We start from the raw sequence: 22,635 nt of genomic DNA, 5'->3' as shown, positions 1-22,635 counted from the left end.
TATGACCTTAATTAAATCTATTTCAGGGATTAGAGGTACTATCGGAGGAAAAGTCGGTGATGGACTTAATCCGCTAGATACAGTTAAATTTGTATCAGCTTATGCCTCATTTATACGTAATAATAGAAAAACAGACTCAAATACTATCGTAGTAGGACGTGATGCTCGTATATCAGGTAAAATGATGGAGCAGGTTGTTACAGGCACTCTTATGGGGATGGGCTTTGATGTTGTAAATATCGGATTGGCTACTACTCCTACAACAGAATTAGCTGTTACTATGGAACATGCTGCCGGAGGAATTATTCTTACAGCCAGCCATAATCCAAAACAGTGGAATGCTCTAAAATTATTGAATGAAAGAGGAGAGTTCCTTAATGCTGCAGAAGGTGAAGAAGTATTAAGTATTGCCGAATCGGAAGATTTCATTTTCGCTCATGTAGATCATATTGGCAAACTTTCGGAGAAAGATTATACAGATAAGCATATACAAGCAGTATTAGATCTTACTTTGGTAGATGTAGAGGCTATAAAGGCTGCCGATTTTGAAGTGGCTATTGATTGTGTAAACTCTGTTGGAGGAATTGTTATCCCCAAGCTGTTGAAAGCATTAGGAGTTAATAAAATAAATGAGCTCTATTGTACTCCAAATGGAGAATTTCCACACAATCCAGAGCCTCTTCCCGAGCATTTGCAAGACATATCAGTGATGATGAAAACCACTTCTTCGGATGTTGGCTTTGTAGTAGATCCGGATGTTGACCGTTTAGCTATAATTTGTGAAAACGGAGAAATGTTTGGAGAAGAATATACTCTTGTTGCAGTTGCTGATTATGTATTGAAGCATACGCCGGGAAATACAGTGTCTAATTTAAGCTCTAGCCGGGCATTACGCGATATAACCAGAAAGTACGGATGTGAATATAATGCCGCTGCTGTAGGAGAAGTAAATGTGACAACGCAGATGAAAGCAACTAATGCTGTTATCGGTGGTGAAGGTAATGGCGGAGTTATTTATCCAGCCAGCCATTACGGACGCGATGCATTGGTGGGTATAGCACTGTTCCTTTCTCATTTGGCTTTCGAGAAGAAGAAAGTGAGTGAAATCAGAGCATCATATCCTCAATATTTTATTGCTAAGCAGAAAGTAGAGCTTACACCTAGTATCAATGTCGATGCTATATTGAGTACGATAAAGGAAAAATTCAGCCAGTACGATGTTACTGATATTGATGGGGTGAAGATTGATTTCCCTGACAAATGGGTACACTTACGTAAGTCGAATACAGAGCCTATTATCAGAGTCTATTCAGAAGCACACACGATGAAGGAAGCCGAAGAAATAGGAGCTGAGATAATGGATGTAGTAAAGCAATTAGCGAAGTGAAATTATTATAAAAGAAAATAGCAGTTTTGTAAGAAACTGCTATTTTTTTATCTTTATACTTCAATTTAACAATTACAGTATAATGGCGCAGAAAGATATTCCCTTCAAAGGTTTCACTCTTCAAACATTTCGTTTCTTTAAAGATCTGAAAGAAAATAACTATAAAGAATGGTTCGATGCTAATAAGCATATTTATGAAAAGGAGCTATTGAATCCTCTGAAATCTTTTTTTATGAGCTTGTCGCCTGCTATGTACAATATTGATTCGGGCTTCGAAATGCGTCCACATAGAGCTATGTCGCGTATCTATCGTGATACGCGTTTTTCTAAAAATAAAGATCCCTATAAGGATTTCATGTGGCTGGTATTTCAACTGCCTGTCACCCGTGAAGAGTGGAAAGATTATCCGGGCTATTTTATGGAACTTAAAGAAGATTCGTATACATTGGGATTAGGGCTTTTTCAGCCAAAGAAGAAAGTTATGGATGCTTTCAGAGATGAAGTATCATACAATGCTGAGGAGTTCCAAAAAATAACGCAGAAAACTGTTATCGATAGAGGTTATGTTATAAACGGAGAGGAATACAAGCGTCCTATAGCTAATGATCTACCTGAATATTTTCAACCGTGGATTCAACGTAAAGGATTATGGGTAGAGAAGATAAGACCAATTGGAGATGAATTGTTCTCTTCGGATTTTACCGATATGGTAAAAGAAGATTTTATGGCTCTCGAATGGTTATATAACTTTATGAAAGAAGCTACAGAACTATAAATAACTTATATATAAATCATAAATAATATTTTAATATCAATGAAAAAAATAAGAGCAGCTATCGTTGGATATGGTAATATCGGGCACTATGTTTTAGATGCGATTTTGTCATCTCCCGATTTTGAAGTCGCAGGTATTGTTCGTCGCGATCCGGCAAATGTACCCGAAGAGTTGAAAACATATAAGGTAGTAAAGTCTGTGACAGAACTGTCGGGTGTGGATGTTGCCGTTTTATGTACACCTACCCGTAGTGTCGAAAGCTTTGCCAAAGAGTGTCTTGTTGCCGGTATAAACACGGTAGATAGCTATGATATACATGGAGGTATTGTAAATCTGAGAAAAGAGTTGGATGTTGTAGCAAAAGCCAACAATACAGTTTCTATTATTTCAGCAGGCTGGGATCCCGGTACAGACTCTATGGTGCGTTCTATGCTTGAGTTTATGGCGCCTAAAGGCGTAACATATACAAACTTTGGTCCGGGTATGAGTATGGGACATACTGTTGCCGTGAAAGCAATAAAAGGAGTAAGAGCTGCTTTGTCGATGACTATCCCTTTAGGTACAAGTATTCATCGTCGTATGGTTTATATAGAAGTAGAAGATGGATATAAGTTTGAAGAAGTAGCTAAAGCTATAAAAACAGATGATTACTTTGCTCATGATGAAACTCATGTTATGCAAGTCGATTGTGTCGACAATCTGAAGGATATGGGACATGGAGTGAATATGGTTCGCAAGGGCGTTTCTGGCTCTACACAAAATCAACTGTTCGACTTCAATATGAAAATTAACAATCCTGCACTTACAGCTCAGGTACTTGTAGCTTCTGCTCGTGCTTCGATGAAACAAAGGCCGGGTGCATATACAATGATAGAAGTACCTATTATAGATTATATATATGGAGATAGAGACGCATTGATAAAGAAATTAGTATAATTTAATTCTATGTAAAAAGAAAAACGGGTAGAATTTGCTTTTGATTCCACCCGTTTCTTATTTTATAAGATTTGTTTCAGAGCTTGCTCTATATCTTCTATTATGTCATTTGCATTTTCTATTCCTACCGACAACCGAATCAGATCGGCAGGTACGCCTGCAGCTTTTAACTGATCGTCACTCAACTGACGATGAGTGTGGCTTGCCGGATGCAGCACACAGGTACGAGCATCTGCCACGTGGGTAACTATGGCTATAAATTGCAGACTATCCATAAATTTGACCGAAACATCACGGCCTCCTTTTAGCCCGAATGTCATAACACCACAAGTACCATTCGGCATATATTTCTTTGCTCGGTCATAGTATTTGTTACTTTTTAGTCCCGGATAATTGACCCATGCTATTTCCGGTCTGCTTTCCAGATATTCGGCTACCTTCTGAGCATTTTCACAATGGCGTTGCATACGCAGGTGTAATGTCTCTAGGCCAACATTCAGAAGGAAAGCATTTTGCGGCGACTGAGCAGAACCCAGATCTCTCATTAGCTGCACAACAGCTTTGGTGAGGTAAGCTGTTTTCCCGAAAGACTCTGTATATGTCAGTCCGTGATAAGATTCGTCGGGTTGGGTTAGTCCTGGATACTTATCGGAGTGTGCATTCCAGTCGAATTTGCCACCGTCTACAATTGCTCCACCGAGGCTTATTGCATGTCCGTCCATGTACTTAGTTGTAGAATGTATGATTATATCTGCGCCCCAATCAAACGGTCGGCAATTTATTGGTGTGGGAAAAGTGTTGTCTACAATCAATGGTACGCCTTCGCTATGAGCTATGTTTGCGAACTTCTCTATGTCGAGCACGTTCATGCCGGGATTCGAGATGCTTTCTGCGAACAGGGCTTTTGTATTAGGTCTGAAAACTTTTCGTATATCTTCGGCAGGTGCTTCCTGATCTACGAAAGTGAATTCTATGCCTAGCTTTTTCATTGTTACGGCAAATAAGTTGAATGTACCTCCATATATGGTTGAGGCACTCACTACATGATCTCCGGCATTGCAGATGTTGAATATAGCATAAAATGTTGCTGCCTGTCCCGAAGAGGTAAGCATGGCTCCTGCTCCGCCTTCGAGAGCGGCTATCTTGGCAGCCACAAAATCGTTTGTCGGATTTTGCAGTCGTGTATAGAAATAACCTTCGGCTTCGAGATCAAACAATTGAGCCATTTGCTCGCTTGTCTCATACTTGAATGTTGTACTTTGGTAAATAGGCAGTACACGAGGCTCTCCTTTCTTAGGTTGCCATCCGGCTTGTACGCAAATAGTTTCAGGGTTTTGTTTCTTATTCATAGTGTTAAAAAAAAATCAAAGTTATAAAGATAGCAATATATTGATGGTATTTTATAAAGGTTGGGGTTCTTTTCACTGGAATAAAAAAGTTATATTTGCGACACTAATTTTTCATTATGATTTGTTTTCCGAATGCCAAAATAAATTTAGGACTGAATGTTGTTTCTCGCAGGGGTGATGGGTATCATAATCTGGAAACTATATTTTATCCTATAAATATTGAAGATGCGCTCGAAATTATTGTTCGAGAGGGACAGGAGAGTGATACATTTACGGAGGCGGGAATAGTGATAGACGCCAAGCCGGAAAAGAATCTGGTGATGAGAGCATTGAAGCTGATGCGTTCAAGATATAAATTTCCTACGGTAGAAGTACATCTGTTGAAAAAGATTCCTTTTGGAGCAGGACTGGGAGGAGGATCGGCCGATGCCTCTTTCATGCTGAAACTATTGAATGATACTTTCTCTCTTGGAGTTTCCGAAGAAGAACTGGTTTCACTCGCAGTTCAGTTGGGAGCCGATTGTTCATTTTTTATACATAACCGACCTGTTTTTGCATCGGGTATAGGAGAAATATTTGAAGATATTGATCTGTCACTGAAAGATTATCATTTTGTGCTGATAAAGCCGGATATTCAAATCCCGACTAAAGATGCTTTCGCCTCAGTTGTTCCATGTGCCCCTGCTATATCTCTAAAAAAGATAATATCGCGCCCTGTAGAAGAATGGAGAGATTTGATGATAAATGACTTTGAGAAAAGTGTATTTCCTAAATATCCGATAATAAGAGAAATAAAGCATGATCTTTATGATAGGGGTGCTTTGTATGCTTCCATGTCGGGGTCGGGATCTTCTGTTTTTGGAATTTTTAAGAATGCAATAGAAAACCTCGAAAGTGTTTATTCAGACTACTTTGTATGGCATGGGAAAGGTTTGTAAGAACTCCTTCTGTTTTTTATAACTGAGAATATTATTGTATCTTTGATAGTCTGTATCTATAGATCGCTTCTCTGAAAGTTTATCTGTAGAATGGTGGATAATTTGACGTCGTAGAATAAAAAAGGTAACAAAAGAAAAAACAAGTGAAATCTGTTACTTTCGTTACTTTTTAGTTAAAATTATCCGTAAAATATTAGTTTACATGATATTATTTGAATGACTAAAAACTCAATATTCTTTATTCTTGTTATTGTTGCTGTGTGTGTTGCTGCAATGCTCTTTTTATCCAATCAAAGCAAAGATGTGATAGAGTCTAAAACTCCGCATGTATTGTCGATGACGAAATCTATAGAGGTGCCTCACAAAGTAGAATTTGCCGGAGAGGAGCTGGTTTTGGACAGGTATGACTTGCACGAACGTTACGACAGAGAAATTAATGGATTCACATATCTGCATTCAACAACTCTGCTACTTATAAAAAAGGCAAACCGTTACTTTCCTGTAATAGAACCAATCTTGAAAGAGAATGGTATTCCCGAAGATTTTAAATATCTGGCAGTAATTGAAAGTAGTCTCAATCATAGAGCTACTTCACCCGCAGGTGCAGTTGGACTGTGGCAATTTATGCCGAAGACAGCACCTTCTTACGGGCTTGAAGTTTCTTCCGAGGTAGACGAGCGTTATTCGATAGAGAAGTCTACTCTAGCGGCATGTAAATACCTGAAGCAGGCTTACAATAAATATGGAAGTTGGTCGAGTGTGGCTTTGTCATACAATGCCGGACAAGGAAGAATAAGCGGCGAATTGGATAAACAACAGGCAGAAGATGGTCTGGATCTGTGGTTGGTAGATGAAACTACCCGTTATTATTTCCGTATGCTGGCTATAAAACAAATATTTGAGTCTCCCGCCAAATATGGTTTTGTACTTACCGAAAAAGACCTGTATAAGCCTATTGATTTTAAGAGAGTGGAAGTAAATCAGTCCATTTCCGATCTGGCTACGTTTGCAAAAGATAATGGAATCACTTATGCTCAGTTGAAAGACTTCAATACTTGGTTGCGAGACCGAAAACTGACTATATCGCCAAAGAGTCAGAATTCATATACTATTCTTATTCCTACAGAAGAGTCTCTTTTTTACAAAAAAGGAGATAGAATAAGAGTTCATAATAAAATCTGGATTTCTCAAGAATAAAAGGACTAGAAGAACAATACGAATTGATGAAAACAAACGTTCCGGAAACAAAAGAAATGATAAGTGTGTACGGTGCCCGTGTACACAACCTGAAAAATATAGATGTAGAAATTCCCCGCGATTCGCTTGTTGTAATAACAGGTCTGAGTGGTAGTGGAAAATCTTCTTTGGCTTTCGATACAATATTTGCCGAAGGGCAGCGCCGATATATTGAGACTTTTTCAGCATATGCACGCAACTTTCTTGGAGGAATGGAGCGTCCCGATGTGGATAAGATCACCGGACTAAGCCCGGTGATTTCTATAGAGCAAAAAACTACTAATCGGAATCCTCGATCGACTGTAGGTACTACAACCGAGATTTACGATTTCCTTCGCTTACTATATGCCAGGGCAGGTGAGGCATACTCTTACCTTACGGGAGAGAAAATGGTTAAATATACAGAAGAACAGATTCTGGAACTTATTCTCGAACGTTATATCGGGAAGAAGATATATTTGCTGGCTCCGGTTGTCCGCAATCGTAAAGGTCATTATAAAGAGTTATTCGAACAAATTAGTAAGAAAGGCTATCTTACAGTACGTGTAGACGGTGCTATACGGGAAATTATTCCCGGAATGCGACTCGATAGATACAAAATGCACAGTGTTGAGGTACTTATTGATAAACTTGCGGTTTCTAATAAGTTTGCAGACAATCTTAAAACCAGTCTCCGTACAGCAATGAAACAAGGTGACGGGTTGATCATGATACAGGATGTGGATTCGGGAGAAGTCCGTCACTTTAGTCGCCAGTTGATGTGTCCTTCTACAGGTTTGTCTTATAGCGAACCTGCGCCTCATACCTTTTCGTTCAATTCTCCGCACGGTGCATGTCCGAAATGTAAAGGGCTGGGGCTTGTGAACCAAATAGATATAGATAAGATTGTACCTAAGCCTCAACTTAGCATCTACGCAGGAGGTATAGCGCCATTGGGTAAATATAAGAACTCATTGTTTTTTTGGCAGATAGAAGCTATTTGCGAGAAGCACGGTGTGACGGTGAAAACCCCGATAAAGGATATTCCACAGGAAGCTCTCGATGAAATTATGTTTGGTACTGACGAACGATTGCAGATCAAAAATGAATCCTTGGGTAGTTCAAACTATGTGGTAGCATTCGAAGGTGTAGCCAAATATATAGAAATGCAGCAGGATAGTGATTCTTCTGCTTCTGCTCAGAAATGGGCCGAACAGTTTATAAAAACAGATGTTTGCCCCGACTGTAACGGACAGCGTCTGAATAAAGAGGCTTTGCACTATAAAGTAAATGGTAAGAATATAGCAGAACTTGCCGAAATGGATATACAACATCTCTACGACTGGATACAGGATATGGATGTGCATATTTCGGATAGGCAAAAGCTTATTGCTTCGGAGATAAAGAAAGAGATAGTTTCCCGTTTGTCTTTCTTGTTGGATGTAGGACTTAGTTACCTATCATTGAATAGAGCTTCGGTAACACTTTCGGGAGGCGAAAGCCAGCGTATACGTTTGGCAACACAAATAGGCTCTCAACTGGTAAATGTACTTTATATTCTCGATGAACCGAGTATAGGATTGCATCAGAGAGACAATACACGCTTGATAGACTCATTAAAAAAATTACGTGATAGCGGTAACTCGGTAATTGTAGTTGAGCATGATAAGGATATTATGCTCGATGCCGATTATGTAGTTGATCTTGGCCCTTATGCCGGTCGTCGGGGTGGTAAAGTCGTATTTGCAGGTACACCTCAGGAGATGCTGAAAGCCAGTACAATGACTGCCGACTATCTGAATGGTAAACTGAAAATAGAAGTGCCCTCGAAAAGAAGAAAGGGTAATGGAAAGAAAATTACTATAAAAGGAGCAACCGGGCATAATCTGAAAGATGTATCGGTTACTTTCCCTCTCAATACATTTATATGTGTGACAGGAGTGTCGGGTAGTGGAAAGTCGAGCCTTATTAATGGTACTTTGCAACCGATTCTGAGCCAGCATTTATACAGGTCGTTAGCCGATCCTCTTCCCTATAAGTCTTTGGATGGAATAGACAATGTGGATAAGGTAATAACTGTAGACCAGTCTCCTATAGGGCGTACTCCACGTTCCAATCCGGCTACATATACAGGTGTATTCTCTGATATAAGAAATCTTTTCGTCAATCTGCCCGAATCTAAAATAAGGGGGTATAAAGCCGGACGTTTTTCTTTTAATGTAAAGGGTGGGCGTTGTGAAGTCTGCGGGGGTAATGGTTATAAGACTATTGCAATGAATTTTCTTCCCGATGTGTATGTGCAATGCGAAGAATGTCATGGCAAGAGGTATAACAGAGAAACGCTCGAAGTACGTTTCAAAGGCAAGTCGATAGCAGATGTATTGGATATGACAATAAATATGGCTGTTGAATTCTTTGAGAATGTACCGACTATATTGCATAAGATAAAAGTGTTGCAGGAAGTTGGTCTGGGGTATCTCAAATTGGGGCAACCATCTACAACATTGTCGGGTGGAGAATCTCAACGGATAAAGCTGGCGGCCGAACTGGCAAGGATAGATACAGGCAATACAATTTATATTCTTGATGAGCCCACAACAGGATTACATTTCGAAGATATACGTGTTTTACTAGGTGTTTTAAATAAGCTGGTAGACCGAGGAAATACTATTATTGTCATAGAGCATAATCAAGATATAATAAAGAGTGCCGACTACATAATTGATATGGGGCCCGATGGTGGTATAGGTGGAGGTACTGTTGTTGCAGTAGGTAAGCCGGAAAGTGTTGTGAAAGTGGATGGTAGCTTTACTGCCGAATATTTGAAAAAAGAGCTGTAATGTTGGATAAACCTAGAAAAGCATTTTTTTTCTAAAAATAGATAGAATCTATTGTGTTTACGATAGAATATATTATCTTTGTTGTGTAATAAAGACAATAACTAAGATAGGAATTCAACTTTTATAGACTAAAATTCGATTCTTTCTTATAAAATATATAACGAACACAGAGTTGGTTCCTGAGATTATGAATGAACCAAGTGTCAGGCTGCAATCAACTCTATTGTGTAGTTTTGTAAAGTTTGTGTTAAGGTTGGGAAGTCTGCGAAGGTGATTTCGCGGACTTTCTATTTTTTATGATAAATAAGATGATCCCTTTACCTCATTCATTTCGCATATAATAGCCATTTAATATCGGAAGGCTTTGTATTTATATATTGATCGAATAATTTATCATATGCTTTGTCTTTCTTGAACATGCTTGCCCTGCGTATAAGCCAGCATAGTTTTTGTTGATTAAGATCCCATTCCTTTATTTGCTGATATGGAAAATCTTTCTGAGACTTACCTAAATATGGAACTATAAATTCTATGGCTTTACTTATTGAACGGTTATCGGTAGAAGTAGAGTTATATATGTTTACTCCTACTGACTTTCCTAGATTACACATATCCATCATATGCTCTATATTGAATATAGAGTAATGTAAAGCTATTGTTCGTTCCAATTCTAGAGGTTGCTTGCCATCAGACTCTATTTGTTGAAAAATGCGATTCTCTGCAAATGTGCTAATATACTCCTTTGCAATATCGGTCTTTCCTGTGAATAGTGCATACGCAGCAACTTGTATGTCATATGCTGTTCCATGATTGTTTTTTGCTTTTCGTTCATTTTGACCAAGATCGCTGGTTATAAGCCATTCGGTAAAATCAGAAAACCATTTTTTGATGCCATCCAGATCTTTCTTCTTCATTGCGCTTGATTTAGCAAGGAACTCTATACAATCTATCATTTCGACGAAAGAATAAGTATCTATAATTCCCGCACCACGACCCTTATTATTGTTATGCCCTAAAATCATTTGGGCATAGTTGAGATTGGGATTCATCTTTGTTTCATCATTTAAGAACCATATCCGAAGCATATCCACTGCTTTATATGCGTATTTGTCCTCTCCGCTAAAATAGTATGCGTAAGATAGAATATTTACACCTTTTGTAAGCTTATCTATCTTATATCTGTCTAGTTTTAGTATTTCCGGGTTGCGTTGACCATCTTTTCTTATATATGGAAGTCCGTCTGCTCTAGTAGAATCCGGCCACCAGTAGGGGCCCATGCTCACATAGTCGTGTTTGTCTCCACTTCCGGCTACGATTGTTTTCTCTGTTATAGGTACTATAACTGTAGCTAACTCTTTGTCGGCATTGCGCAACAATGCCTTATAGGCACTGTTACCGTTAGCTATGTTATCTATATTCCTTTTAGCGTATGCTAATTGCTCTGCCTGTATAACCCTTTGAGAATATGAACTCAAAGAAAAGGTGAAACTAAGAATAATTAAGAATAATCGGTACTTCATATAATTTTTTATTTAAGAGAGTCGCAATCTATATTCTGATTGCAACTCTCTTTTTATTTATTTTTGAAAGAAACAGTTGAATGTAATTGTTGATTCGCCCAAGCTGGCACTATTCAGATCTATACCTGTAATTTCTATAAAACCAACTTTGACAATAGTAGTTCCATTAAATTTCTGGAATAATAAGACATCTCCCACATTGAAGTCTGTTCCGGCTCTCGGAGTACTGGTTCCGGCGGTTATGCTAATCAAAGATGGGTTTATCTCTTCTAATGTTCTGTTAATCACTTTGTCATAGAAAACTTTTTCAGAGCTTGATCCTATATTAAGCTTCTTGAACTTTACGATTGTAGGAAGTTTTTCCCCGGTAAGAGATGTTCCATCACATGCGAATCGGGAAGTCTGAGTAGCTGTATTATTCGGATTGTTCAGCTGGATAGTGGATCCGGTAGAATAGCTGGTTATGAAGAAGTATATATTTGCTTTTATCGCTTCATACTGACATGCTGAATACATAGATCCACTTTCGGGATTAAAGAAATGCTGCGCAGGGGATGCTGATGTCTTTTCTGCCCCAAGCGTTAGTCCATAATAGAAATTGATTGTATTTGCTATAACAGGGACTGTTACTTCAAAATCTTTCTTGGCTACCATTTGTTCTGTGGCATTGTATACAAGGATCAAATCTCCGGTTGTATTTACTCCGAAATTTCTAGGGATAGTAAGTTGGATTTCACTTTCTGACTGAGATGTAAAGTTTATCACATTCCCTGCAAAGATAGCATGATTTACTACATCCATATTTGTTCCTTCCAGTGTTGTCGAAGTGCCGAATAGGGCATTGGCTGGACAAGACGTTACTGTAGGACTGGTAAGAGGACGTAAAATTGTAAAATTTTCGTTACTTTCTATATTCTCTGTATTCTCTCCGTTCAGGTATTGGAGTTTTACTGTTGTAGAAATACCCGGAGTGAGTTGAGGGACAGTAAACTTTATCTCAGTATCAGAAGTAAATATTTTCTTTGCAGCTATATCGCCAACGAGTATGTTAGTAACCGATTTTAGATTTTCTCCTTCTAATTTTATGATTTCACCAATAGTGAATTTCCCTGCTTCTGCTGATGTAAAGCTTCCGATGACAGGAACATTTACTTTTATAGTGAAGTTGCTGTTACTTTCAGATTCCCCTTTAGTATTTTTTACCTTTATTTTTCCATTTACTGCGTTGGAGGTTATTTCTATTAATATTTGAGTATTTGATATTCTGTTTTTTATTTTTACCTGCTGATTGCCCACATATACTGATTCTACCGATGAGAAATTTTCTCCGGTAATCATAACCTCTGTCCCTGCTACTCCCGACGATGGATAAAATGAGGTCACAGCAGGTTCCACAACGCTTCCTTTAATATCGTTTGTATCCATCTGGCTACTTTCATCGCAACCGTAAGATAAAGTTATCAATAATAGTGATGAGACAATATATAAATAATTGATGTATTTTTTCATATTTCTTTCTTTTTAAGGTCACAGACCTATTTATTATTTTCGTATTCTCTATAAAAGCCAGCTATTATAATTGAATAATATTGCGTTATCTGAATCAATGGTTGATTTTGTCTGAAATGCTATTTTAACTAAAAGCTGACAAACTAGTACATTCTTCATCCGTTTTTCAATTCTAATTATTCAAAGCTCTTGACCTAGCCTGAGTCTTCCTTTCGGGGAGGTTGGGCTTTATATAGATAAAGTTTCAGCTATTGATTAGTATTAATAACCATAATTTTGAGTTATCACTACTTTGTTATTAGTGTCTATTTCCCGTTGAGGAATAGGTAATAATAGTTGCCACTCTTTTACTACCTCTCCCGGCTTAGGAGCTGTTTCTTTATATCTGGTATAGAATGCTTTGTCTGTAGTGTAAAACTGATTGTTGAGTACATCTACAGCTCTTTTGGTACGTACAAGATCAAAGAAACGCTGATTTTCGAAAGCAAACTCTACGCGTCTTTCCTTTTCTATTGCCAGACGGCAATCGTCCTGATTGTTTATCATAGAAAGAGCTGGCAGGTTACCATGAACACTGCGTACTTCGTTGACAAGAGGCAGAGCAGCAGCATGTCCTTCTTTTTCATTAAGAATTTCCGCAAGCATTAATAGTACATCCGAGTAACGAAGTATAGGCCAGTCGTTTTCGGCATCGAATGTTATAGATACCGGAGATATATATTTCTTCACATAGTTTTTTACCCATGTACCTGTACCGAAAGTGCTAACGGTAACTTCTCGTCTAGCGTCATTTGGCTCGTAAGCATAGCTCATAAAATCGTATGAAGGGAAGTTCCATCCACTGCCATCTCCATTTATTATTGTACTTCCGCTCGATGTTGGAGCAAAACGATTGGCAAAAGGTGAACCTAAGCCATATCCTCCCGATTTGTACCTGATGGCAAAGATGATTTCATCATTCATTTCGTTCTTGATAGAAAATACTTCAGCGTATGGTAATAAGCGATGTTTTGTGCTTAATTTTATTTCAGTGAGCAGGGGTAGGGCGTTATGCGGTTGTCCGATAGTAAGATATACTTTTGCCAGCATAGTTTTTGCTGCCAAACGGCTTGCACGTCCCAGATTTGTGTCATCCCATTTTTCTGGTAAAGCTGTAGAATTAGCAGAGTTGAGATCGGATATTATAAGGCTATATACATCTTCGACAGGTGAGCGGTCTTTCAATTTTGCTTGGTCGGGAGATATATTTTCTGTCGTAATAAACAGAGGGCCAAATAGTCTTACCAGATTGAAGTAATGATATGCTCTGATGAAACGGCATTGGGCTTCGATTGATTTTCTTTCATTCTCATCTTTTATTACAGATATACAAGCTAACACAGTGTTTGTGCGACCTATATTACTGTAAGAATCTATCCAGTAATCGTAAACTCTTGGGTGAGTAGGCAGTAGGGTAAACATGTCCAGTTCGTTAAACTCCAGGTTTACAGAATTAGTACTGGTTGGTACACCTTGTACTGCATTGTCACTTCTTAGTTCGGTCAGCATCCATTCTGTTTCCATCGGTTTTTGCATGCCATTGTAGCATCCTACAAGTGCGGCACGAACCTGTGCCTCGGTAGTCAGCTCTTTGTCAGGAGATGTTATTTCCGATTCGGATCGTATATCTAAAGTTTCGTCACATGAAAAGAACGAAGCTGATAGTATGATGCAAAGACTATATATTATATTTTTCATAATCGAGTGTTTTTTTGTTAGAAAGTTAAATCGAGACCTATAGTGAATGTCCGTTGCAAAGGGTATCCTCCACGTTGATAACCATCTACCAGAGGAGAATCATAAGGGCTTGCGCTATTATAACGCGACTCGGGATTGATTCCTTTATAGCCACTTGCCATAATATAGAGTAGATTTTGAATACCTGAGTATACACGCACACTTTGTAATTTTAATGACTTCTTTACAAAGTTGGCTGGCAATCTGTACCCTAGTTGAATATCGCGAAAAGAGATGTATGATCCGTCTTCTACAACATAGTCGGTCAGTATTCTTTGCATTCCATTTGTGTAATATGGTGTTTTTCCATCTCCAGGAAACATTGGAGACACCCACCTGTTGGTCAGGAACTTCTTGTTCATTTTCAGAAAATCGTTGTAATACTGATCGCCATTGATGATGTCAAGGCCTTGTACTCCTTGTATCAATACGGAAAAATCGAATCCTTTATATGAAACTGTATTTGTTATGCCCCATGTGAAATCAGGAAAAGGTGAGCCTATAACTACACGGTCGTTGGCATCTACTATTCCATCATTGTTTGTATCTACTATCTTGAGTCCACCGGCTGCAGTTGTAACTTTATAGTCTGTATTTTTCTTTGCTTCGGCTATTTGATCGTCCGAAAGCCATACTCCGTCTGTTTTGTATCCATAATATTGTATAGCCTGCTGTCCTACTATTGCAGCATACACTTCATTTCGCTCGCCATAGTTGTATTGATGAGCTGGGCCTCCTAGAGATAGAAGCTTATTCCTATTCGATGAAAAGTTGATGGATGTCTTCCATTCCAGATCTTTATTAACAATATTTACTGTCGTAAGCTCTATTTCCAATCCTCGGTTTCTTACTTTTCCGGCATTGTTCCAAAATTCATTATATCCGGTGAAAGACATTGCCCCTTGTTTGAGTAGCAAGCGATCTGTTATTGAGTAATAATACTCTAATCCTAGTAATATCCTGTTTTTGAATATACCGAAATCTAATCCTGCATTGTACTCATTTGTCCGCTCCCAAGTAAGGTCTTTGTTTCCTAAGGTGTAACTACTTACAGCTAATCCGGGAGTTATAGTTCCTGCATTGCCAAAAGAATATGAAGCAGGGAAGAATGTATTGGAATAGGCATAACTGGAAACTCTGTTCGATCCGTTAGTATTTGTAGGCAGATTGTTATTTCCGGTAAGTCCGTAAGATGCTTTCAACTTGAGTGTACTTAGCCAGTTAATCGGTTTCATAAACGCCTCTTCTTCTGCACGCCAGCCAACGGAAATGGAAGGAAACCAGCTCCATCTATTGCCGGGAGCAAATCGGGAACTTCCATCGGTACGTAGACTTGCCGATACAAGGTATTTATCTTTATATGCGTAATTTATTCTTCCCAGATAAGAAACCAAAGCCTCAGCTACTTTATATGTATATGTATTTTGTGCATCTATAATTGAAGCGTAATTAAGAGTTTCTATATCATCGGTCGGATAATTGGAACCTAATATTTGAGAGAACTCTTTATTGGTTCTTTGGTACGTGAATCCTATCAGTGTCGATATAGAATGATCTTTATTGATAGTTGTATTATAATTAAGAGTATTTTCGGACAGTATATCTGTTGTGAATGATGATTTGAATGTACCCTGACTAGGTTCTCCATCCTTTTTTGCTCCGGCAGATAGATATGCGTTATCTTTTGTATAATTAATGTAAACCCCGTCTGATGTTTTAAATTCCAGACCTTTCATTATCTGATATGTTAGGTATGCATTTGTCATCACACGGTATTGATGAGTTTTGCGTGTATCTCCTTCCATAATAGATTTAGGATTGTTATTTTGTGAAGACCAAGGGTCTAAGCTTCCACTGGATTCCCAATACGAACCGTCAGGCATCGTTCCCTCATACGCTAGACCGCTGAAGTGGCGGGAATGTGCCCATGATCCTACAGGCTGGCCGGTAAGTAAGGCTGTTCCCTCATTATGTTTGGCCGGAAGCCACGAACGAAAGCGATAAAAGTCTGTATAGTTGTTAGAAGGTCTTTCCCGTTTGCTGTATGTAGGACTAATATTTACTCCTACTTTCACTTTTTTGTTTAGCTGTGCATCTATTTTGGCACGAACACTGAGCTTGTCGTATTTGTTGTGATACATCATTCCTTCGTCAGTATTGTAATTGCCCGAAAGGTAGTATCTTACTTCTTTTGTTCCGCCCGATACACTTAGCTGATAATTGCTCATGTAGGCATTATCCCGTATTGCCTCTTTTTGCCAATCTGTATTTTCTTCCTGATTGAGCCAGATAATCTTATTTGGATCGTTAGGATCTCTTGTATAAGCATTTCTTTGTGTATTGATAATATATTCGGCACGTTCCTGATCTGTAATTTTGTTCCAACCTGATTCGGATACACTCGGGTCTTGTTGACGTAGAGCAGCTTCTTCGAAAAGTAAGCCGATATAGTCTGAATAATTTATGTTAGGATGTAACTTATAAGCGTTCTTGAATCCATGATACATATTGAATGTATATTTGGGTTTTGCAATATTTCCTGTTTTTGTAGTTATCATTATCACACCATTAGCTCCTCTGGAACCATAAATGGCAGAAGATGCAGCATCTTTGAGTACCTCGATAGATTCTATATCGGCTGCTTCCACAAACGACAATCCATCAGCTACCGGATATCCGTCTACTACAACCAGAGGTTCTCCACCGACACTCAACGAACCCATACCACGTACGCGTATTTGCGGAGCAACCCCCGTTTCCGATGTCGTATTCTGAATATTTACTCCCGCTATTTTTCCTTGTAGAGCTTGATCGACACGAGTAACAGGCATATTTGCCAGACCTTCTCCGTTTAATTTCGAGATAGAACCTGTAAGATGAGATTTCTTTTGTACTCCATACCCTACAACTACAACTTCATCAAGATTTTGTATGTCTTCTACCAGTTTGACATCAATCTTTGAGTTTGTTCCAACTTCTACCGACTGAGGTATAAATCCGAGAAAAGAAAATTGTAAGATTGTTTTGGTATTCGGTACAGAGATTGTATAGTTTCCATCCAAATCGGTCATAGTTCCTTTTGTAGTTCCTTTTATTACAACAGAGACTCCGGGTAGAGGTTCTCCTTTGTCGTCGGTGACGGTTCCCATTATATTTTTTTCCTGCTGCGTGCCATTTGGAGCCGCTAACAAACAGGATAAATTAAATATTACTAATCCGAGAAGAAGTAATATTCGTGTTTTTAAATTAGAATTGTTCATAGTATAAAATTATTTTTCATGGTTTCTTATAATAGGCTCAAATGTATGATTCTATAGCTCTTTGCATTTTCTAAATTGAATCATTTATTTTAGATTTTAATTCAAATCACATCCAAATGAGAGGATTTCGGATAGGTAGGTTCCTCTCCACTTCCTGAATGTCGGTACTATGTGGTAAGTTTTTCCACAAATCGAAATAATTCTTATTGTTGTAGGCGCATGCTGCAAATATAAGTGATGGTTGAGCTACAGGCCAGTCGCTCCAATACATCACATCTTGCGGATATATCCATGCCGACTTATCTTTTATATATGGGTACATAAAGTCTACTGCCTTCCGGATGTTTAGATTACTTTCTGTTGTATAGCTCCATAGATTGTTTTCTTTGTCGGACAATATTTGACAAATAGTAGCCATGGCATCGGTGTTGAACAGTGCATATCCGTAAGGTTTGGTTCTGGATAGTTCTTTTGGAAAACTGCCGTCGTCAGCCATTTGCTCTTGCAATAATACATTCTTGTATCGTAGACGGCAGAAGTCGAGTACATCATCATTTCCTGTTAGTTTGGCAAATGCTGCCACTTGCATAACCCAACATGTACCATGATTGTTTTTTGCATTCATTTCCTCTATTCCATTGGTGCTGGAGGTAAGCCACTGTATATAGTCTGCAAACCATTTTTTTATGTTAGCAAGATTTTCTTTGTCCACATTGGAGGCATTTTGCATACATGCAATGCCCTGCGCAACTTCCATCAGGTGTATTGTATCTATTATACCGATGCCTCTGCCTTTGGTAATCCCTTTGATTGCCTGTGCGTACATGAGGTTGGGGTTCATCATAGAGGTGGAGTCTATAAACCATGCACTAACGTGGCGAAATGCATGATCCACATATTTTTCATCTTTTGTTGTAATGTATGCCGAAGCTAATGAGCCTATCACTTTGCTGAATCGTATCATAGCTAGCCGATGCTCTACAAAATTATCAGGGTTTGTTTCTCCGTCTTTCCTTATATATGCTCCGTCCGGATTGAGAGGATCAGGCCACCAGTAATCTCCTTCCGAGTAAAAATCGTGTATGCCTCCGCTACTACGTTCGCAAACAAAATCGGTAATTGTCAGGGGTTCTTGTTGCATAGCCCATTCTGCATTTTCTTGAATTACGCTATGCAATACTTTTTCTGCTTCTGTTTTAAGGTTAGCCTGTGTATTGCACGAATACAATACACAAAGCATACTTAAAACCATATAATAACCAAAAAATCGAGTCATTGTATTTTATTTTACTGTGATAAATGAAGTTTTGAGTCCCGGTGATTTTACAGCAATCACTGTTTCTCCATTGTTCTTCAGTAACTTTATTCTTGCTTTTCCGTTATAAGCTTGTACTTTACTCGATCCCGTGGAAGTACCTCTGTTTTTAATAAGTTTTCCATCACCTGAAGATTCGAAGTATATATAGTCTTTTGCATCGAGACTGGTAATATTGTTCACGTCTTTTAATTCGGCTTCGATCCATACCGATTCTTCGTTTTCCTCAATTATACCGACATGTATAGAGGTGGGTTTGCCGAAGGTACGGGTTTCATAATAGAAACTGATTTCGTCTTCTGTCTTTACTTTTCCTTTTTGCCCTATTGCTCTGATAGTGTTTTCACCATCCACGAAACTTGTTTCCCAACGCAGTCCGGCAGCAGGAAAGTCCTGTGAGTTTCGTTTTTTTATACCCAGACTTTTTCCATTAAGAAGAAGCTCTACCTGATCACAGTTAGAATACACTTTAAGCATTTTTGTTTCGTTAGTTTTACCCCAACGTATAGGCCATGTATGGCCATATATATGGATCATCGGCTTTTCTGTCCAGTAAGACTGAAAAATATAATAAGACTCTTTTGGTGTAAGGTCGCGCTCTACTACACCTTTTTGGTTGACGTATGGTACAGGGTTTTCGGGACGAACAGGCGTTGAAAAATCTTTGAAAGGCCAGTATGCTGCACCTGTGAGCCAAGACATTGTTTCTTGCTCTTTCAGATGCCAGTCTATAAGGTCACATATATATGACTCACTCCAATCTCCATCTTTTGAGGCTCTTGCTGTGCCTCCATACAAGGAAGCGTCACCGGCTCTCTCATCGGCATCTTTTCCTGTTTCTATTTTATCGAGTCCGATGTATGGATCTTCGGCATAGCGTCGGGCGTGATTGTCTCCGCCCCATTCCACATGTAAGAAGTGATTTGTCTTTTGCATTTCGCTGTATGATACCCGCTTGTAATCTGTGTACATGCCTCTGTACCACCCTGCCCATATAGACGGAGAATATACATCTACTATATCTTTACAAAAATCGCAACGGCGAATTGCTGTTTTCCGACTGTCGTCTAAGCGGTGCGACATATTGTGTAGTTCACTCATAAATTCCCTTATTTTATCTTTGTCAAATTCAGGGAAGTCGTTTGGCCAGTCATTTTCATTTCCTAGCCCCCAAAGAATCACAGATGGGTGATTGCGATGTTGTGTTATCATATTTGTAAGCATTCGGCGAGCTTGCTCTTTATAGCTGTCTCCACCGAGACCTCCTCGACACCAAGGGATTTCTTCCCATACCAATATACCTAATCTGTCGCACTGTTCGAGTACGATACGTGATTGTTGATAGTGTCCTAAGCGTATGAAGTTGACACCCATAGCTTTCATCATCTGCATCTCTTTCACTATCTGATCTTCGGTCATTGCAGCTGCTACCCCTGCGTGATCTTCGTGACGGTGCGTGCCTCTGAGCAACAGGCGTTCACCATTGAGGAAGAAAGGACCTTTCTCCTTAAATTCGAAATGGCGAAACCCGAATAATTCTTTTATTGTTGTTTGTCCCGAATGAGAAGTCAATATCAGTTCGCAAGAGTAGAGGTTCGGTTGCTTAGGCGACCATAACTGTGGTTTAGGTATATTTAAAGTTAATATATCTTGATTCTCTAAATTGTTTAGGCTGATGTTTTCATCCTTTATAGTTTTGCCCTGGCTATCGTATATTTTAATATCTAGGCTTGCAGAAGAAGTATTAGTATAGTTTGTAAACCCGGTGTTTATAATAAGTTTACCTTCCTTCCCTTTTTCGTCTACCGAAGTATTTGTCTGAATGTGGCTGAAAGACAGTGCAGGTGTATACACTAGATTGAGGTATCTGTAAAGACCTCCGTAGACATTGAAATCTGACAAGTCGGAAGGGATCATTTCTGCATCTCTACTATTGTCGCATCGGACACTTAACGGAATTTTTCCTCCGAAACGTTTTGCCTCATCTGAATGTAAAAACCTGTTTACTGCATCGGTTATATCTACCGACCACTCGTCATATCCTCCTATATGACTACCAACTTTCTCCGTATAAATATACACCTCTGTTTTTTGCCCTGCTCCTTCGAAATGAAGTATTGTACGTCCATCGGTATAAGGGTTGTTTACAGAAAGCATTTTTTTGTACCAGCCCGGGCCTTGGTAATAATTAACATCAGGATCGACAGCGTCTTCTGCATTGAAGCAATGCGGCAGAGTGACTTTTGTCCAGATGGGAACTTCTTCCGATGACCCTTTTGCTGCCGGACGAACGGCCTCCCATATGTTGCCGATATCTTCACGTAGAAATAACCAATCGTCGTTGAGCCTTTCTGTATTCTGGTAATTTATCTGAGCATAACCCGAGATGGTAATGCATAAGAAGGAAAAAATAGATAAAAATATTCTTTGTATCATGTCTTATTGTATTGTCGCTTAAAATAAAGGTTTTGATTGTTCCAGCTTTTGCTTTCTAAGCAAAGCTTCTAAAAAATAATAGTCTGCATAAGAAAGAGGTTTATCTACTTCAAACTTGCCGGGTTTAGAGCCGGTGCTATGTAATAACAGAAAGCCTCTGTCGTTGCCTTCCTTTGCCAGATAGTTATTTGAAAGATTGTCTATAATTGTGTTTGCCCAATTCAGATACTTGCCGGAGTTTTCTTTGTCGTACAGGCTCAATTCGTATAATGCCGATGCCGTAACAGTCGCAGCGGATACATCTCTCGGCTCGTTTGGTATTTCAGGAGCATCGTAGTCCCAATACGGAATGAGGTCTTGTGGCAGATTCGGATGTGTAAAGATATAGTTAGCTACATGTTTTGCCTGCTCCAAAAACTCAGATTTGCCTGTTTCTCTGTAACACATTGTATAGCCATATACAGCCCATGCCTGCCCACGTGCCCATGCCGATTGGTGAGAATAACCCTGATGCGTATGTTTGGCTAGTACATTGCCTGTTATAGTGTCATAATCTACAACATGATAAGAGCTGTAATCATCACGAAAATGATTTTTCATAGTTGTGGTTGCATGATTCACAGCTATATTGTAGAACAACGAATCTTTACTTTCTTTGAAAGCCCAGAATAATAGTTCGAGATTCATCATATTGTCTATAATCACAGGGCTTTGCCATTTGTCTTTATTATGATCCCACGAGCGTATAATTTTAGCATTGGGTTTGTATCGTGTAATAAGTGTGTATGCAGATTGGAGCAAAACGTCTTTGTATTGTTCGTCTTTGGTGAGCCGGTAGCCGTTGCCAAAGCTGCAATATACTTTAAAGCCCATATCGTGGGTTATGCCGTTTGTCTTTTCTTGTTCGATAGGTACTGTGAATTCTTGTGCTAGAGTTTTCCATTTCTCATCTTGAGTATATTCGTACATATACCAAAGTTCTCCCGGAAAGAATCCACTCGTCCAGTCTCGAGAAGTAACCATTATGAGGTTGCCGTTTTCGTCTATGGAGCGTGGCGAAACTAGCGGCCCTTGTTTACGCTTTTCTCTCCTTTCTTTTTCATTTACGGGTTCATTTGCAATAGCCTTTTCTATTTCCGATATGGCATAGGTAAGCTGTTTGTCGGCAAAAGCAAAGTCCGAATTGATAATATTGTCATTTTGAGCTTGACTTTTGCAAGAAAAAATTAAAGGGAAAATGAACAGGTAAAGGAATAAGTGTTTTCTCATAGCTATTAAATTATTTGATATTCTACTAGCTACAAAAATGAAGATTATTACTTAATTCGGGTTTTAAAATTGAATCAAATCTTTCTAAAATTGAATCTTTTGTCTGATTG

Annotated in this window: 14 protein-coding genes; 6 read left to right on the top strand and 8 right to left on the bottom strand. The window is 38.9% G+C overall.

Translation table 11 applies throughout. The annotated features are described in order from the left end of the window. The first annotated feature begins 1 nt into the window (after position 1). From glmM to BGC7_RS02975, 3 genes are all read left to right on the top strand, one after another. The gene (gene glmM / locus BGC7_RS02985) at positions 2-1,387 is read left to right on the top strand and encodes a phosphoglucosamine mutase (RefSeq protein ID WP_050700086.1); all 1,386 of its coding nucleotides are present in this window, start codon (positions 2-4) and stop codon (positions 1,385-1,387) included. Positions 1,388-1,469: 82 nt separating this feature from the next. Further along, positions 1,470-2,162 carry a DUF2461 domain-containing protein gene (locus BGC7_RS02980; RefSeq protein ID WP_050700085.1) on the top strand — a complete coding sequence of 231 codons (693 nt, stop codon included), beginning with the start codon at positions 1,470-1,472 and terminating at the stop codon, positions 2,160-2,162. Between the two features lie 39 nt (positions 2,163-2,201). Continuing rightward, entirely contained in the window at positions 2,202-3,098 is an 897-nt protein-coding gene (locus BGC7_RS02975; RefSeq protein ID WP_050700084.1) for a diaminopimelate dehydrogenase, read from the top strand. Positions 3,099-3,160: 62 nt separating this feature from the next. Here the strand turns inward: BGC7_RS02975 and BGC7_RS02970 are convergent, their stop codons facing one another. Further along, positions 3,161-4,447: an O-acetylhomoserine aminocarboxypropyltransferase/cysteine synthase family protein gene (locus BGC7_RS02970; protein WP_050700083.1), complete on the bottom strand. Its 1,287-nt coding sequence runs from the start codon at positions 4,445-4,447 to the stop codon at positions 3,161-3,163. 116 nt (positions 4,448-4,563) lie between these two features. On the opposite strand from BGC7_RS02970, the gene ispE reads away from it, so the two are divergent. The 3 genes from ispE (at position 4,564) to uvrA (ending at position 9,440) form a co-directional block, all read left to right on the top strand. Continuing rightward, the gene (gene ispE / locus BGC7_RS02965; RefSeq protein WP_050700082.1) at positions 4,564-5,385 is read left to right on the top strand and encodes a 4-(cytidine 5'-diphospho)-2-C-methyl-D-erythritol kinase; all 822 of its coding nucleotides are present in this window, start codon (positions 4,564-4,566) and stop codon (positions 5,383-5,385) included. Between the two features lie 216 nt (positions 5,386-5,601). Further along, a complete protein-coding gene (locus BGC7_RS02960) occupies positions 5,602-6,582 on the top strand; it encodes a lytic transglycosylase domain-containing protein (RefSeq protein ID WP_050700081.1) in 981 nt (326 codons plus the stop codon). Between the two features lie 26 nt (positions 6,583-6,608). Beyond that, a complete protein-coding gene (gene uvrA, locus BGC7_RS02955; protein WP_050700080.1) occupies positions 6,609-9,440 on the top strand; it encodes an excinuclease ABC subunit UvrA in 2,832 nt (943 codons plus the stop codon). 326 nt (positions 9,441-9,766) lie between these two features. Here the strand turns inward: uvrA and BGC7_RS02950 are convergent, their stop codons facing one another. From BGC7_RS02950 to BGC7_RS02920, 7 genes are all read right to left on the bottom strand, one after another. Continuing rightward, complete coding sequence (locus BGC7_RS02950; RefSeq protein ID WP_082206444.1) at positions 9,767-10,960, bottom strand: alginate lyase family protein; 1,194 nt, start codon at positions 10,958-10,960, stop codon at positions 9,767-9,769. 57 nt (positions 10,961-11,017) lie between these two features. Beyond that, entirely contained in the window at positions 11,018-12,469 is a 1,452-nt protein-coding gene (locus tag BGC7_RS02945) for an IPT/TIG domain-containing protein (protein WP_082206443.1), read from the bottom strand. A gap of 261 nt (positions 12,470-12,730) precedes the next feature. After that, positions 12,731-14,206, bottom strand: a complete 1,476-nt coding sequence (locus BGC7_RS02940; protein ID WP_050700077.1) for a RagB/SusD family nutrient uptake outer membrane protein — start codon at positions 14,204-14,206, stop codon at positions 12,731-12,733. A 17-nt stretch (positions 14,207-14,223) separates the two neighbouring features. After that, positions 14,224-17,505 (bottom strand): SusC/RagA family TonB-linked outer membrane protein, encoded by a 3,282-nt coding sequence (locus BGC7_RS02935; protein ID WP_050700076.1) that lies wholly within the window; start codon positions 17,503-17,505, stop codon positions 14,224-14,226. Positions 17,506-17,611: 106 nt separating this feature from the next. Further along, positions 17,612-18,781, bottom strand: a complete 1,170-nt coding sequence (locus BGC7_RS02930; protein ID WP_050700075.1) for an alginate lyase family protein — start codon at positions 18,779-18,781, stop codon at positions 17,612-17,614. Positions 18,782-18,787: 6 nt separating this feature from the next. Continuing rightward, a complete protein-coding gene (locus BGC7_RS02925) occupies positions 18,788-21,256 on the bottom strand; it encodes a glycoside hydrolase family 2 protein (protein ID WP_050700074.1) in 2,469 nt (822 codons plus the stop codon). 18 nt (positions 21,257-21,274) lie between these two features. Beyond that, on the bottom strand, positions 21,275-22,525 hold the full coding sequence (locus BGC7_RS02920; RefSeq protein ID WP_082206438.1) for a glycoside hydrolase family protein: 1,251 nt from the start codon (positions 22,523-22,525) through the stop codon (positions 21,275-21,277). Positions 22,526-22,635: the final 110 nt, after the last annotated feature.

Source organism: Dysgonomonas sp. BGC7 (assembly GCF_001261735.1).
Taxonomy (GTDB): Bacteria; Bacteroidota; Bacteroidia; order Bacteroidales; family Dysgonomonadaceae; genus Dysgonomonas.
This window is presented reverse-complemented; position numbering and strand designations above follow the sequence as displayed.

What these genes read in the sequence shown, in the direction of transcription:
- BGC7_RS02940 (WP_050700077.1), bottom strand. Translation starts at nt 14,206, where the DNA reads ATGAAAAATATAATATATAGTCTTTGCATCATACTATCAGCTTCGTTC.
- BGC7_RS02960 (WP_050700081.1), top strand. Translation starts at nt 5,602, where the DNA reads ATGACTAAAAACTCAATATTCTTTATTCTTGTTATTGTTGCTGTGTGT.
- ispE (WP_050700082.1), top strand. Translation starts at nt 4,564, where the DNA reads ATGATTTGTTTTCCGAATGCCAAAATAAATTTAGGACTGAATGTTGTT.
- BGC7_RS02925 (WP_050700074.1), bottom strand. Translation starts at nt 21,256, where the DNA reads ATGATACAAAGAATATTTTTATCTATTTTTTCCTTCTTATGCATTACC.
- BGC7_RS02950 (WP_082206444.1), bottom strand. Translation starts at nt 10,960, where the DNA reads ATGAAGTACCGATTATTCTTAATTATTCTTAGTTTCACCTTTTCTTTG.
- BGC7_RS02935 (WP_050700076.1), bottom strand. Translation starts at nt 17,505, where the DNA reads ATGAACAATTCTAATTTAAAAACACGAATATTACTTCTTCTCGGATTA.
- BGC7_RS02970 (WP_050700083.1), bottom strand. Translation starts at nt 4,447, where the DNA reads ATGAATAAGAAACAAAACCCTGAAACTATTTGCGTACAAGCCGGATGG.
- BGC7_RS02975 (WP_050700084.1), top strand. Translation starts at nt 2,202, where the DNA reads ATGAAAAAAATAAGAGCAGCTATCGTTGGATATGGTAATATCGGGCAC.
- BGC7_RS02980 (WP_050700085.1), top strand. Translation starts at nt 1,470, where the DNA reads ATGGCGCAGAAAGATATTCCCTTCAAAGGTTTCACTCTTCAAACATTT.
- BGC7_RS02920 (WP_082206438.1), bottom strand. Translation starts at nt 22,525, where the DNA reads ATGAGAAAACACTTATTCCTTTACCTGTTCATTTTCCCTTTAATTTTT.
- uvrA (WP_050700080.1), top strand. Translation starts at nt 6,609, where the DNA reads ATGAAAACAAACGTTCCGGAAACAAAAGAAATGATAAGTGTGTACGGT.
- BGC7_RS02945 (WP_082206443.1), bottom strand. Translation starts at nt 12,469, where the DNA reads ATGAAAAAATACATCAATTATTTATATATTGTCTCATCACTATTATTG.
- glmM (WP_050700086.1), top strand. Translation starts at nt 2, where the DNA reads ATGACCTTAATTAAATCTATTTCAGGGATTAGAGGTACTATCGGAGGA.
- BGC7_RS02930 (WP_050700075.1), bottom strand. Translation starts at nt 18,781, where the DNA reads ATGACTCGATTTTTTGGTTATTATATGGTTTTAAGTATGCTTTGTGTA.